The sequence below is a fragment of the Victivallis sp. genome, assembly GCF_048170485.1.
GTDB lineage: Bacteria > Verrucomicrobiota > Lentisphaeria > Victivallales > Victivallaceae > Victivallis.
On record NZ_DBEXAY010000181.1, the window covers coordinates 1 to 14,192 of the forward strand.

Consider the following 14,192-nt stretch of genomic DNA (forward strand, 5'->3'; position numbering starts at 1 on the left):
TTGTTGAATCCGTAACAACAATTCCTGGTTCGCCTGACACATACTTTTATGCCGCTTTACCAATCGTTTTTTTTTAATTCTATGGTCAACTCGCCGATCGTCTCTTTGAGCTTCCGGTTTTCGCGTTCTAATCGCTCACGAGCATGATCCACTCCGCCCCGCTCAAATAGTTTGGCTCCATCCGTAAGCAGTTGATCCCGCCATTTGTAGTACATCCCCTGCGAGATTCCATGCTCATTGCACAATTCGCTGATCCGGCACTCTCCTTTCAACCCCTCAAGCACTATCGCGAGCTTTTCCCTGCCTGTCCATTGTTTTTTCGTGCTCATAATCTCTCCTTTCCGATGACTCTCTTAATTTAGCACTTCTTTCAATGGGGGCAATATAATGCGTATCAGGGCATACGAAAATGATTGGAGGATTTTAGTGGTGCCTCGCGGAGATTTCCATCCAAGGAATTCAGGTCGACTTTTCGCCTATGAAGCAATATTTCTACACCATGGAACTACAAATGGAAAGTATAAAAAATAATATTATTACTTTTACTGAGCTTTTCATTGTTATTCTATTGATATTGTTTACTCCTATGGGTAGTGTCCGATATTTTGCGCACATTTGTTTCTGAATGGTTGCAGATGAAAAATGTGGGCGCAACTCTTTTTTTACGTTATGGCACAAAACCTGTTTTGAGGCCGGGATTTTCAAGCCCGCCTTGTCCCGATGGGGACACCAATCGGGGCAAGGCAACTAAAAAAGGTTTGGAAAAGGAAGAGCGCAAGAAGGAAAGAACCTTTCCTCGAAAAGGTTTTTCCTTCTCGCATCCGGATTCGGCGAACCAGACGACGGTTACGGGCGGTGGAATTCGCACGGCACCGCGGTCTGGCAGAGTGCACAGCCGAGGGCGCGGTCCAGCCAGCCGTACCGTTCGGCCCGGCCGGGCGAGACGTGCGTCACGCAATAGTGGGCACAGCCGGGTTTGTCCCGGTCGGCGAACTCCTTGCCGATCGCGTGCCCCGGACAGCGGCGGATGCAGGCGCCACAACGGGTGCACCACGCGAAGGGGTCGTCACCGTAGGGGCGCGGATCCGCGGGGAGTTCCAGCGTCGTCACCACCGAACCGAGCCGGATGGCGACGCCGTGTTCGGTGATGAGTCCGGCGGAGAGCCCGAAGGTGCCCGCTCCCGCCACGAAGGCGACGTGCCGCTCGGACCAGCTCGATGTGAAGTGTTTCACATCCCAGCCGGGAGAAGGATAGATTTCGCGTTGTTCGAGGTGCGGCGCAACGGCCGGATATCCGGCTTCGGTGAGCAGTGCCGCCAGCTGGGAACGCATCTCCTCGTTGAGGATCTCCCCGAAAGAGCGGACCGCCGCCCACTCGACCGAAGGCCGTTCGGTCTCACTGCGGTTGGTTTCCCGCGCTTTCCGGCAGACCGGCAGAACCCAGACGATCACCGATTTTGCAGTCGCTTCCGGGAACTTCCGCTGCAATACCTCCTGCGGCGTCCAGTGGAAGGGGCCGATGACGCTCTTGAACTTTTGAAAGAACGGATCCTCTGCCGAGGCTACCCGAACCGTCGGCTCTTCAAAGAATTCGGCGGCTCCGGTCCGGCGGTAGAGATTCCGGATGATGGTTTCGACCTGTGCTCTCTCCATGGCGGCTCTCCTTTCCCGGTAAAGTAAAAGGGAGAGCGTGCGGTTCACGCTCTCCCTCGAGGCGGGGCGTTATTCCCCGATCTTCTTTTCGAGATAATCGCGCAGCTGTGTCACGTTGACCCGTTCCTGCAGCATGGTGTCGCGATCGCGCACCGTGACCGCGTTGTCGTTGACCGAATCGAAGTCGAAGGTGATGCAGTACGGCGTACCGATCTCGTCCTGGCGGCGGTAGCGTTTGCCGATGCTGCCGGTCTCGTCGTATTCGGCGCGGAAGTGGCGGTCGATGTCCTTGTAGAGGGCGTAGGCCTGCTCCTTGAGCTTCTTGGACTGCGGCAGCACCGCAACCTGGATCGGCGCGACCAGAGGCGGCAGGTGGAGCACGACGCGCACATCCTCCTCCATCCCTTCGCGGTTGGTGGCGGCCTTCTCTTCGTCGTAGGCCCTGCCGAGCAGTGCGAGCATGGTGCGGTCGAGTCCGACACTGGTTTCAATGACGGTCGGCATGAGTTTGCGGCCGTTGTCGTGGTCCATGTACTGGAGGTCCACGCCGGAGAATTCGCTGTGGCGCGAGAGGTCCCAGGTTCCGCGGTGGTGGACGCCTTCAAGTTCACCCCAGCCGAAGGGGAACTTGACTTCGATGTCGATCGCCGCCTTGGCGTAGTGGGCGAGCTTCTCGTGCTCGTAGATGCGGAAGAAGCTGTCGTCGAACTTCAGCTTGTTCTTATAGTAGTTGATCCGCTGCTGTTTCCAGTATTCGAACCACTCCATGCCCTCTTCTCCGTCGCAGAAGAACTCCATCTCCATCTGGGTGAATTCGCGGCTGCGGAAGGTGAAGTTGCGCGGATTGATCTCGTTGCGGAACGCCTTGCCGATCTGAGCGATGCCGAAGGGGAGCTTCTGGCGGGTGGCGATCCGGACGCTGTGGAAGTCCACGAAGATCGGCTGGCAGGTTTCGGCGCGCAGATAGGCGACGTGCTCATCGTCGAAGACCGGGCCGACGAAGGTCTTCATCATCAGGTTGAATTCGCGCGGTTCGGTGAGGTCCTTCGAGCCGCAGTTCGGGCAGGTGGTGGGGTCCGCCATCTGATCGACCCGGTAGCGGGACTTGCACTTCTTGCAGTCGGTCATGAGGTCGCTGAACTGGTCGATGTGACCGGAGGCCTTCCAGACCCGCGGATGGCAGATGATCGTCGAATCGAGTCCTTCGACGTTGTCGCGGGTTTCGACCATTTCGTGCCACCAGAGGTTTTCGATGGCGCGCTTCATGCGCGAGCCGTAGGGGCCGTAGTCCCAGAACCCGTTGAATCCGCCGTAGATTTCCGAACTGGGAAACACGAATCCGCGCCGCTTGCACAAGCTGACGATCTTATCCATCAGCTCCTGATTTTTGACTTCATCTTCCGCCATGATTGCCGGCTCCTTGCCTGTCGCGCGGGGCCGCCGAACGGTTCCCCGCAGTTGATTGTTTTCCGATCAAAGTTATAATATACTATACTTCCGGAATTTTGCCAATGCGGGCGGGGGATTTTGATTTTATGCAGCAGGAGCCGGCGGGTTGCAGCACCGGGCAATAATTCAACGCGGGGAAACGTTTATATTGGAAAGATCCCGGTACTCACAGGAAAATCGAACTGTTCAGGAGAGGTTGCATGAAAATGCGTATTGCTGCTGTAAAACTCATGCTGTGGCTTTGTCTGGCCGCTGTCGCCACTGTCGCCGCGTCGGATTGTCCGGAGGCGATCTGCCCCGTTCCGGAAAACGGCACGGAGCTCCGGGTGCTGATCCCGGTGCCGGAAACGGCGACCCGCGTCATCCGCGAAGCGAAACGGCTGGATTCCCTCGAAGGCAAGACGATTGCGCTGGTGGGCGGCAGCTTCATGGCCAACGTGACGCATCCGGAACTGAAGCGGCTGATCCTGAAGGAATATCCTTCTGCGAAAATCTATCTCCTGAGCGAAATCGGTTCCGCCGGGCCTTATCCGCGGCCGGGCGTGATACGGCGCAAAAAGGAGGAGTTCCAGCGGAATTTGAAGCAGTTCCATGTGGATGCCGTCATTTCCGGAAACGGCGGCTGCGGCCTGTGCACGCCGAAGGAGACCGGCTCCTGCATTGCCGCGGAGGAGCTGGGGATTCCGTCGGTGATGATCGCAGCGCCGGGATTTGTAAAACAGGCGAAGATCACCGCCCGCGCCGCAGGCCTGAAGGCGCTCCAGGTGGTGGAATATCCGGGGGCGTTCGCTTCCCATACCCGCGAAGAGCTCATCGACAATACCCGCCGGGTTCTCTGGCCGCAGATCAAAAAGGCGCTTACGACACCGGCTGCCGAGGCGGAATTGGCGGAAGTTCCGCGTGGCGTTGAGGTTTTCTCTTCCGCAGAGGAGTTTCAGCAGGCGTTTCTCGAGTCCGGCTGGACGGATGGACTGCCGGTGATTCCGCCGACGGAGAACGCGGTTGCGGAGTTTCTGAAATTTACCGATCTTCCGCCGGAACAATCGCTCGGCGCAATCCCTCCCGCGCAGCGCGAGACCACGGTGCGGCACGTGGCGGCGAATGGCGTGATGGCGGGGTGTCCGCCGGAGTTCATGCCGCTCCTGATCGCCTTTGTTCAGGCGATGAAAGTGGGGGATTTCCGCCGGCCGCTGACCTCCACCCACGGCTGGACCCCGTATTGCTGGCTGAATGGACCGGTCGCCCGTCAGCTGGGATTTGACAGCGGACAGGGGGAAATTTCGCATCCGAAGAATCTCCAGCTGGGGCGGTTCCTCAATCTGGCACTGCTCAATCTCGGCGGTTACCGGGTCAAGGAGAACCGCATGGGGAGTTTTGGCTACCTGATGCCGTGGTGTCTGGTGGAGGATGAGGCGGCGGCGCTTGAAATCGGCTGGAAACCATATCACATGCAGCAGGGCTATCGCCTGAACGACTCCACTCTCACGGCGGCATCCGCGATCAACTGGGGCAACAATCTGGTGCCGGCGACCACCGATGGGGTGAAGATCAAAGATCTCATCGCATGGGACGCCGTGGAAAAGTCCCAGATGGCGGTCGGCAGCGGCATGCCGTGTGTCTACCGGACATTTCTGGTGACGAAAAGCGTGGCTCGAAATCTGGCGGCGGTCTATCCGGCAAAAGATCGTCTCGAGGATGCTCTGGTTGCGGCGGCACGCATTCCGCTGGGGGAGCGTGCATTCGCCAATTATTGGGGAAATCCCGGCAGTGCGTTCGATCCCGGGCGGTATCCGCTGTCGCGGCATGAAAGGCGAATCGCGCAGAACGAACGGGCCCGCACCACCGGAGCGCCGCCGTGGCTCGCCTGGACAGGAATCTCCTCTCTGAGAACGGTTCCCGCAATGGAGAAGGGGAAAAGCGCTTTTCTGGTCACGGGGGATCCCGCCCGCAACAAGGAGCTGTGTCTGCCCGGCGGCGGATTCGCCACCGTCAGGATTGAACTGCCTGCCGCGTGGAATCAGCTCATGGCGGCCCGGGGGTATCCGCCACTGGATTCGTTTCGGTTGACATCCGATCTCAAGCCGGACACGCCGCCCCGTAACAATCGCCGTTTCCGCTCCTTCCGTTCGCAGGGCGGCGCCGAGTCGCGCTTCCTGCGCCGCAGAATGGATTGAGGACGGAAAAATTTCCCTTTTCGCAATTTGAAAGTTGCCCGGTCGGGAGCTACAGTAAGGCAAATCTGATTTCAGCGGAGAAAGGTTTGCGAAAATGGCGGAAGTGGTTCGTGTCGGGCTCGGAGAGCGGGCCTATGATATTGTGATCGGTTCCGGCGTCCGGGAGCGGGCGGCGGAACTTCAGGGCAGGCTGTTCCCGGTGACCGATTCCCGGGTGGAGGAGCTGTACGGCAGCTGGCTGAAGAGCTGTTTCGGGGCGGCGGAGAGGTTCGTCTTCCCGGCGGGGGAGGGGAGCAAGACCTTTTTGACGGTCGAGGAGATCTGCCGCGCCGCCGCGCGGGCACGGCTGGACCGCAAGGCCTGTTTCGTCGCCGTCGGCGGCGGCGTGACCGGTGACATGACCGGATTTGCGGCGGCGATCTACATGCGCGGGGTGGATTTCATTCAGATTCCGACCACGCTGCTGGCGATGGTCGATTCGAGCGTCGGCGGCAAGACCGGCGTGGATCTGCCGGAGGGGAAGAACCTGATCGGCGCATTCCATCAGCCGAAGCTGGTGCTGATCGATCCGGACTTCCTCAACTCCCTGCCGGAGCGCGAAATCCGTTGCGGCCTCGCCGAAATCATCAAGACCGGTGTGATTCTCGACGCGGAACTCTTTGCCGCGCTGGAGCGCGAGCCGGCGTCGCTGACCGGGCACCTGGATCCCTGTCGCTACACGAAGATCATCCGGCGCTGCTGTGAACTCAAGGCGGGCGTCGTCGAAGCCGACGAGCGCGAAGCCGGACTGCGGGCGATTCTCAACTACGGTCACACCTTCGGGCACGCGGTGGAGGCGCTGAGCGGATTTTCGATCAGCCACGGCGAAGGGGTGGCCATCGGCATGGCGGCGGCGGCGGAGCTTGCCGTCGCGCGCGGGTCGCTCACCCGCGCCGATGCGGAGCGGCAGAGGCGCCTGCTCGAAGCGGTGGGGCTGCCGGTCAAACTGCCGCGGGAGTATTCCGTTCCGGCGGTGCTCGAAGCGATGACCCGCGACAAGAAGAACGCCGGGGGGCGGATCCGGGTGGTGCTGCCGGAGGGGATCGGCCGTGCGGGCGTGGTGACGCCGGAGGTGCCGGAGCTCGCCGCCGCGCTGGAGGCGATTCATGCTTGACCGCGAGGCGTGCATCGTCCTGAACATGATTTCAGGAATCGGCTACGTGAAGTATACCGCATTGCGGGAGGAGTTCGGTTCCCCCTCCGCCGTTTTCGGGCGGAGTGCGGAGGAGTTGCGGCGCGTCTCCGGCATCGGGCCGGCGCTGGCCGAGCGGATCGCCTCCTACGAGTGGCAGAAAGAGCTCGCCGCGGAGCTGGAACTTGCCGACAAGGCGGGGGTGCGGATTCTCACGCTGTTCGACGAGGGGTATCCGGATGTGTTGCGCCACCTCTACGATCCGCCGCTCTGCCTTTATGTGCGCGGCCGTCTGCCCGCACTGCCGGAGAACGCGGTCGCGGTGGTCGGTTCGCGCCGGATGTCCGCCTACGGGGAGCGGATGACCCGGTCGATCACCTCCGAGGCGGTCGCGGCCGGGTATTCGGTGATTTCGGGGCTGGCGTTCGGCGTCGACACGGTGGCGCACCGGACGGCGGTGGAGTGCGGCGGGCTGACCGTCGCGGTGCTCGGCGGCGGATTGATGCACATCCATCCGCAGGAGAATGTGCCGCTGGCGCGACAGATTGTGGAGTCGGGCGGGGCGGTCTGCACGGAGTTCCCGATGAATTTCCCGGTGAGCCGGACCTCGTTTCCGCGCCGGAACCGGATTGTGGCGGGGATGGCGCGGGCGACGATCGTCACCGAGGCGGGGCCGGCCAGCGGTGCGCTGATCACCGCCCGGCTGGCGCTGGAGAACGGGCGGGATGTGTTCGCGGTTCCCGGCCATGCCGACAATCCGCAGGCGCACGGCGGTCACCGGCTGATCCGCGAAGGGGCGGCCGGGCTGGTGGAGAACTTCGGCGACGTGCTCGACGGGATGGGGATCGGTTTCCTGCCCGGACTGCGGCCGGGCGATGAGGTTTCCGAAGGCGGGGTTGCCTATGTGCCGGATTCCCCCTCCGACCTCTCGGCGGAGGCGCAGAAGGTCTATGCGCTGCTCGACGGGCGGGAGCTGAGTTTCGACACGCTTGTCGAGGAGAGCGGATTCGACACCGGTTCTCTTCTGGCGATTCTGATGCGCCTGGAGATGAAGATGCTGGTGGAGCACGGCGCCGATCAGGTCTACCGCCGGAGCGGGCGCTGAGAGGCGGCAGTGAGGCGGCGAAGCGAGGTCTTCGCGGTGAAATCTTGAAAAAAATCCTTTTGGGAGCTTGCATTTCCGGGCGGCCGGGGTATATTAAACGCCATTGAAGCGCTCGGGCGTATAGCTCAGTTGGTTAGAGCGCCACGTTGACATCGTGGAGGTCACAGATTCGAGTTCTGTTACGCCCACCAGTCTCTTTTTTGCGGTCGGCGGGCGGAGTCCCGCGGGAAGTCGGGGAGGGGCTTCTATGAGAGGAGTTTTCAATCGAGGGCCCGAGTGGCCGGCTGTGGAAATGACGTTCTGTCGGAAGAGCCGGAGCATCTCCGGCGGGGAGAGCCGGTGTCATATCCTGTCTCTTCCGGAAGAGGTGAGACAGTGAAGCGGCGCATCGATTACTCCACCGGAGCACACATTTCCGGAATTCTTCTCACCCTGACGCCGTTGCCGCTGATCCTTGCCGATTTCCGTCCGGAGTTCACCGGGGAGGCGTGGTGGAAGATCATTACGGCGGTTTGCGCCGCGGGCTGTGGCGCCGTCGGGGCGTCGCGGCTGTTTCTGCGCGGCATCAGCGGAAGGCTCTGTTCGGCACTCTTCTGGCTGGGATCGTTTGCGGTGGCGCTGCCGTGGCTCGTCCGGGATCCATTTGCGACGCTTCTGCTCTCTGCGGCAGTGCTGGGGGCGCTTTTCTCACTCTGGGAGCTCCATCTGCGGCCGTTTCCGGCGGAGTTCGACGTCACCCGGCCGCGGGCGCTGGCGGCGCTTCTCGCCGCTCTCGGCATGATTCTCATTTCTCCGTTTTCGGTGCAGAGCAACTCCATGATCTACCGTGGCGCACTGGCGGCGTCGACCGTCATTGCCCTGATTCTGTTTCTGAGCTGGGCGCGGAGGACGGGGAAACGGGCGCCGCAGCTTTTCGGCGCGGCGGCCATTGTCTGCATCTGTGCCGCGTTCCGTCTGGGGGCGGCGCTGGAGCTTTGTTTTCTCTGGGCGGCGGCGGCGGTGATCTGGATGCAGCGTTCCCGGCCGTTGTCGGGCGGCGGCTCATTCTGGCATGACGTGGTGCTGGGGCACCCGGCCCGGGTGATGTTTTTCACCTTTCTGCTGTTGTGCGCGGCGGGGACGCTGCTGCTGTCGCTGCCGGTGGCGGGCAACGTGCGGATTTCTCCGCTGGATGCGGCGTTCACGGCAACCAGCGCGGTCTGTGTGACCGGGCTGACCGTCGTCGACACCAGTGCTGATTTTACGAGACTGGGGCAGTTTTTTCTGCTTCTTCTGATTCAGCTCGGCGGACTCGGCATCATGAGTATCGCGACGATCGCGCTCCATGTGATGGGGCGGCGGCTGAGTTTGCGGCAGGAGCATCTGATGAGTTCGATGACCGATACCGAGCAGCGCGACCTCATGGAATCGCTCAAGCTGGTCTTTCTCTATACCTTCGGAGTGGAGGCCGCGGGGGCGGTGATTCTGACGCTCCTCTTCTACCTGCATGACGGGGAGCTGCTGTTCGCGTTGCAGCAGGGAATTTTTACCGCTGTTTCCGGATTCTGCAACGCGGGATTCACGATCTGTGCGGGCAATCTGACCGCCTATCAGAATGCGCCGCTTCTGCTTTACACGGTGGGGATTCTGATTGTGCTCGGCGGAATTGCTCCGGCCACCGCCGTGTTGCTGCCGAACTGTCTGCGCGGTCGAGCGGTGCCGGTGGGGGCGCATCTGGCGCTGACCGCGACCGCCTGGCTGATCGGAATCGGCACGCTGGCGTTTCTGGTGCTGGAGTGGAACGGGGTGCTGGCCGGACTTTCGCCGGCGGCGAAATTTCACAACGCGGTTTTTCAGTCGGTGACGCTGCGCACGGCCGGATTCAATTCGGTCGAACTCGGCGGACTGCACAGTTCGACCGTGCTGATTTCGCTGATCTGGATGTTCATCGGCGGCAGTCCGGGCGGTACGGCGGGCGGCGTCAAGACGACGACGGCGGCCGTGCTGGCGCTGGTCTTCTGGGCGGACATCACCAACCGGGACGGGATCACCATCCGGAACCGCCGGATTGCTCCGGGCATTCAGCGGCGGGCGGCGACGATTCTTCTGGCGGCCTTTCTGGTGCTTCTGGCGGCGGTGATGATGCTGCTGGTCACGCAGCCGCTTCCGGCGCGTGAGCTGATCTTCGAGGCGGTCTCGGCGATGGGGACCGTGGGATTGTCGCTCGGGGCGACCGCGCATCTGGACGCCATCGGCAAGGTGATTGTCATGCTGACGATGTTCATCGGGCGGATCGGCCCGCTCACCATTTTTCTGCTGCTCAATGACGAGCGTCACGGTTCGCAGTCCAGCTGCCCGGATGCGAACATCACGCTCACCTAAACCCGGGAGGTTCAGATATGGCTCAACAAATCGTCATCATCGGTCTCGGCCAGTTCGGCATGTCGCTGGCGCGGACCTTTTCGGAGAAGGGGGCCGAAGTGCTCGCGATCGACAGTTCGAAGGAGCTGGTGGATGAAGCGTCCGCTTTCGTCGCGGAGGCGATTGCGATGGATGCGACCGATTCCGCGGAGCTTGCCCGGATTCATCCGGAGCAGCGCGATGTGGCGATCTGCGCGATCGGCGACGAATCGAAGGAGGCGTCGATTCTCTCCACGGCACTGCTCCGGCAGCTCGGCGCGCCGCTGGTGATCGCGCGCGCCAACGACAAGACCCACCGGCGGATTCTCCAGCTGGTCGGGGCTCATCAGGTGATCAATCCGGAAGAGGAGTTCGGCAACCGTTTTGCGCACCGGCTGCTGTTCCGCAACGTGATCGCGGATACGCCGATCGGCGGCGACCTTCTGCTCACCGAGATCAGCCTGCGCCCGTCGATGGTCGGCCGGACGCTGGTGGAGCTGGAGCTGCCGAAGCGGTTCGGAATGCTCGTGGCGGCGATCCGGCGCGGTGATACGACCAAGATTCTCCAGCCGTCGCCGACGGAGCCGTTGCAGGCGAACGACCGGCTGGTGGTGGTTTCGAGCGAGGCGGCGATCGCCAAGCTGGCGAAGGAGGTGTGAGATGGAGCATGCGCAGTCGGTCCGGTTGGGCGCGTGGCTTCTGATTTTGCTGAATCTTCTGATGGCGCTCGGCGCAATCTGGGTGCTGATGCGGATGACGCCGGCGATCGAAGAGATCCTTTCGCGCAACGGCCAGTCGCTGGAGGCCTGCGAGGAGATGTTCGCGGTGCTGGCCGAAGCGCCGGCCGACCCGGTGGGCGGCACCGGATTCCGGGAGGGGTTCAGCCGGGCGCTTCTGCGCGCGGAAGCCAACGTGACCGAAGAGGGCGAGCCGCAGGCGATCGAGGTGATCCGGCGGAACTACCCGGCGGCGTTTCTGGGCAACGGCGCGGCGCGTGAGGCGACCGTGGCGGCGATCCGGCAGCTGGCGGCGAGCAACCGTCGGGCGATGATCGAAGCGGAAGCGCGGGCGCGTCACCTCGGCACCGCCGGCGCGTGGGGTGTGGTGTTCATGGCGCTCACGGTGTTCGTGGTGGGGCTTCTCTTCAAACGGGCGCTCTACCGCAACCTGGTCGCTCCGCTGGAGGAGGTGGACAATGTCCTCGCCGCCCGGCGCAACGGGGACAGAATGCGCCGCTGCAACACCATCGACATGCCGCGCGACGTCCGGCGGGTGCTCGGCGACATCAACGACGTGCTCGATCAGCTTCCGTAGTCCGGCGCGGCTGCCGGGCGGGGGGCATGCCCTCGGGGGCGGCACCGCTGTCGAGGGCGCTCTCCTCATCGCCGAAGACGGCGGGCGGATGCTCTTTCTGATAGGCTTTGATCCGGTCGATCATCATACGGCTGGTGGCCTCGCGCACCTCGTCGAGTTCGAGCGCCTTGAGGTCGTTGAGCAGGGCGTTTTCGAGCAGGGCGATGCCGCTTTCGAGCCCTTCGTCGCGGAGGACCTGGAGGGCGGCGAGCCGGGCGGAGGCGAGCGTCGCGTTATAGAGTTCGAAGGTTTCCCGGCTGCGTTCGCGGAACAGGTGCGACACGGTGAAAAACACCGCTGCGCCGGCGATCACCGCTCCGGCGAGAAAGCCGAGGGCGGCCGTGCGGATCAGTTTTGCGTCAAATTTCATCCCATCCTCCCAGAGATCGTTACACTCCAGTTAACGGGGAAACGGGCGATTTTATTGCGGCGGGCGGAGGATTTTCCGTTTTTTCCGGCGAAACGCGGGAAAGGGGGGGAATTTGTCGGCGTATGATTTGCGTTATCCTGTTCGGCGTGGTATATTTTCCGCGAGAAAAATTCCCGTATCGGGGAGATTGAAACAAGGATGGAATCATGAACTTCTACGAAAAACTCAAACACGCGGCCCAGCTCAACCGCAGCCTGGTCTGTGTCGGTCTCGACCCTGATCTCAAAAAACTTCCGGCGTGCCTGGCGGGGAAGAAGAATCCGATTTTCGAATTCAACAAGGCGATCATCGACGCCACCCGCGACTGGGTCTGCTGCTACAAGCCGCAGATCGCCTACTATGCCGGTCAGGGCGCGGAGGCCGAGCTGAAGATGACGATCGACTACATCCGGGAGCAGGCGCCGCTGGTGCCGGTGATTCTCGACGCCAAGCGGGGCGACATCGGGTCGACCGCGGAGATGTACGCCCGCGAGGCGTTCGAGCAGTACAATGCCGACGCGGTGACGGTCAACCCCTATATGGGGTTCGACACGCTCAAACCGTTCCTCGACTACGCGGACCGGGGGGTGGTGATCCTCTGCCGGACCTCGAATCCGAATTCCGGCGACCTGCAGAATTTGATGTGCGACGGCAAGATGGTTTACGAGCATGTGGCGGAGCTTGCCCGCGACAAGTGGAACTACAATCGCAACGTGGCGCTGGTGATCGGCGCGACCTATCCGGAGGAGCTGCGGCATGTCCGCGAACTCTGCCCGGAGCTGCCCTTCCTGGTGCCGGGAGTCGGTGCGCAGGGGGGCGATGTGGAGAAGGTGGTCCGCTACGGTTGCGACGCCGCGGGCGGCGGGCTGGCGATCAACTCGTCGCGCGGAATCATCTACGCCGACAAGAGCGAAGCGTTCGGCGCGGGCGCCGGCCGGGCGGCCCGCGAACTGCGCGACCTGGTCAACTCCTTCCGCTGAGGGGATCATTTCATGCCGCAGAATGAAGCAATGGAAACCAGAAACGGCGGTGTGCCGGCGATTGCGATCGTCGGCCGTCCGAATGTCGGGAAGTCCTCGCTTTTCAATGCGATCGTCGGGCGGCGGCTTTCGATCGTGCATGAGATGAGCGGCGTGACCCGCGACCGGGTGGTGGCGCCGCTGGTCCGGAACGGCCGCCGCTTCGAACTGATCGACACCGGCGGGCTGGGGATGCTCGCCGGGGAGTCCCGCAAGGTGGATGTGTGGGACAGTCGCATCGCCGCGCAGGTGGAACTCGCCATCGAGGGGGCCGACGTGCTGATCTTCGTGGCGAACGTGCGCGACGGCATCGTGCCGCTCGACGAGGAGGTGGCGCGGCGGCTGCACAGCTCCGGCAAGCCGGTGCTCTTCGCCGCCAACAAGTGTGACAATCCGGAGCTGGACGGCGAATCCGTGGAGTTCATGCAGCTCGGTTTCGAACGGGTCTATCCGGTCTCCTGTCTGCATCGCCGCGGCGTGAATGCGCTGGTGGAAGCGGCGCTCCGGCTGCTGCCGGAGGGAGAGGCGGCGGCGGGCGAACCCGCCGCGGATGCTCCGGCGCCGGTCAACATTGCGGTGGTGGGCCGCCCGAATGTCGGGAAGTCCTCTCTGGTCAACGCGCTGCTCGGCGAGGAGCGCGTGATGGTGAGCGACGTGGCCGGGACCACCCGCGACGCGATCGACGTGGATTTCCAGATCCGCTACCAGGAGGAGCTTCGGCCGGCGGTGCTGGTCGATACCGCGGGGCTGCGCAAGAAGGCCAAGGTGGATACCGTGGTCGAATTTTTCAGTGTGATGCGGGCGCAGGCGGCGGTGGCGCGGGCCGATCTGGTTCTGTTCGTGGTCGAGGCGAGTGCGGACGGGATGACCGCGCAGGACCGCCGGATCGCGTCGATGATCCGGGAGTCCGGCAAGGGGTGCGTGATCGTGGCGAACAAGTTCGACCTCTGCCGGGACGAGCACCGGTTGAAACAGCTTCAGGCGGAGTTGCGCCGCTCTCTGCCGGGGATGAACTATGCTCCGGCGGTGTTCATCAGTGCGCGTGACCGTTCCAATCTCGGCGGGCTGCTCGATCAGATCGCCGAGGTGATGGAGCAGCTGGAGCTGAAGATTCCGACCGGCGTGCTCAACCGGGTGCTGGCTGATGCGGTGGAGCAGAATACGCCGCCGGTGACGGGGGCGGCGCCGCTGAAGCTATTTTATGCGTCGGTGATCGGGATGAAGCCGCCGCGGATTCTGCTTTTCGTCAACAATCCGGCCTACTGTGCGGAGAATTACCTGACTTTTCTCAAGAATGTGCTTCGGCAGGCGTTCGGGCTGACCGGGCTGCCGATCGAGCTCGAATTGCGGGCCCGGCCGAAGAAGGTGGAGAGCATCCGCCGCGAGGAGAGACCGCGCCGCCGTCCGGCGGAAAAGAGGGCCGGCAAGAAAAATAATTCCAGGAGGAGACAGCCGTGATGGAAAAGGAAATGGAACTCGA

General features: G+C 62.5%; 12 protein-coding genes and 1 tRNA gene. 9 read left to right on the forward strand and 4 right to left on the reverse strand.

The genetic code is table 11. From position 1 onward, the window contains the following. Positions 1–56: 56 nt before the first annotated feature. The 3 genes from ACMLHG_RS09370 to ACMLHG_RS09380 all read right to left on the reverse strand — a co-directional run bounded on the left by ACMLHG_RS09370 (position 57) and on the right by ACMLHG_RS09380 (position 3,060). Entirely contained in the window at positions 57–329 is a 273-nt protein-coding gene (locus ACMLHG_RS09370) for a transposase (protein ID WP_417170320.1), read from the reverse strand. Between the two features lie 517 nt (positions 330–846). Beyond that, complete coding sequence (locus ACMLHG_RS09375) at positions 847–1,653, reverse strand: hypothetical protein (RefSeq protein ID WP_417170321.1); 807 nt, start codon at positions 1,651–1,653, stop codon at positions 847–849. Between the two features lie 69 nt (positions 1,654–1,722). Further along, positions 1,723–3,060: a glycine--tRNA ligase gene (locus tag ACMLHG_RS09380; RefSeq protein WP_294433865.1), complete on the reverse strand. Its 1,338-nt coding sequence runs from the start codon at positions 3,058–3,060 to the stop codon at positions 1,723–1,725. A gap of 242 nt (positions 3,061–3,302) precedes the next feature. On the opposite strand from ACMLHG_RS09380, the gene ACMLHG_RS09385 reads away from it, so the two are divergent. The 7 genes from ACMLHG_RS09385 (at position 3,303) to ACMLHG_RS09415 (ending at position 11,245) form a co-directional block, all read left to right on the forward strand. Continuing rightward, entirely contained in the window at positions 3,303–5,276 is a 1,974-nt protein-coding gene (locus tag ACMLHG_RS09385) for a hypothetical protein (protein ID WP_417170322.1), read from the forward strand. 94 nt (positions 5,277–5,370) lie between these two features. Beyond that, positions 5,371–6,429: a 3-dehydroquinate synthase gene (gene aroB / locus ACMLHG_RS09390; RefSeq protein WP_295807713.1), complete on the forward strand. Its 1,059-nt coding sequence runs from the start codon at positions 5,371–5,373 to the stop codon at positions 6,427–6,429. Further along, positions 6,422–7,552, forward strand: a complete 1,131-nt coding sequence (gene dprA, locus ACMLHG_RS09395) for a DNA-processing protein DprA (protein WP_294433870.1) — start codon at positions 6,422–6,424, stop codon at positions 7,550–7,552. Before aroB ends, dprA begins: the two co-directional genes overlap by 8 nt. Before the next feature lie 114 nt (positions 7,553–7,666). Next, positions 7,667–7,743 (forward strand) — tRNA-Val (locus ACMLHG_RS09400). 184 nt (positions 7,744–7,927) lie between these two features. After that, positions 7,928–9,913 carry a TrkH family potassium uptake protein gene (locus ACMLHG_RS09405; RefSeq protein WP_417170323.1) on the forward strand — a complete coding sequence of 662 codons (1,986 nt, stop codon included), beginning with the start codon at positions 7,928–7,930 and terminating at the stop codon, positions 9,911–9,913. 17 nt (positions 9,914–9,930) lie between these two features. Then, positions 9,931–10,590 carry a potassium channel family protein gene (locus tag ACMLHG_RS09410; protein WP_294433874.1) on the forward strand — a complete coding sequence of 220 codons (660 nt, stop codon included), beginning with the start codon at positions 9,931–9,933 and terminating at the stop codon, positions 10,588–10,590. Between the two features lies 1 nt (position 10,591). Next, positions 10,592–11,245 carry a hypothetical protein gene (locus ACMLHG_RS09415; RefSeq protein ID WP_295807717.1) on the forward strand — a complete coding sequence of 218 codons (654 nt, stop codon included), beginning with the start codon at positions 10,592–10,594 and terminating at the stop codon, positions 11,243–11,245. Here the strand turns inward: ACMLHG_RS09415 and ACMLHG_RS09420 are convergent. Next, positions 11,217–11,654, reverse strand: coding sequence for a hypothetical protein (locus ACMLHG_RS09420; RefSeq protein WP_295807719.1), 438 nt, complete (start codon positions 11,652–11,654; stop codon positions 11,217–11,219). The two genes, ACMLHG_RS09415 and ACMLHG_RS09420, sit on opposite strands and share 29 nt — an antisense overlap. 206 nt (positions 11,655–11,860) lie before the next feature. Between ACMLHG_RS09420 and pyrF the strand changes: the two genes are divergently transcribed. Together pyrF and der are read left to right on the forward strand one after the other, a co-directional pair. Continuing rightward, positions 11,861–12,673 carry an orotidine-5'-phosphate decarboxylase gene (gene pyrF, locus ACMLHG_RS09425; RefSeq protein WP_417170324.1) on the forward strand — a complete coding sequence of 271 codons (813 nt, stop codon included), beginning with the start codon at positions 11,861–11,863 and terminating at the stop codon, positions 12,671–12,673. A gap of 12 nt (positions 12,674–12,685) precedes the next feature. Then, the gene (gene der, locus ACMLHG_RS09430) at positions 12,686–14,170 is read left to right on the forward strand and encodes a ribosome biogenesis GTPase Der (protein WP_417170325.1); all 1,485 of its coding nucleotides are present in this window, start codon (positions 12,686–12,688) and stop codon (positions 14,168–14,170) included. Positions 14,171–14,192 lie beyond the last annotated feature (22 nt).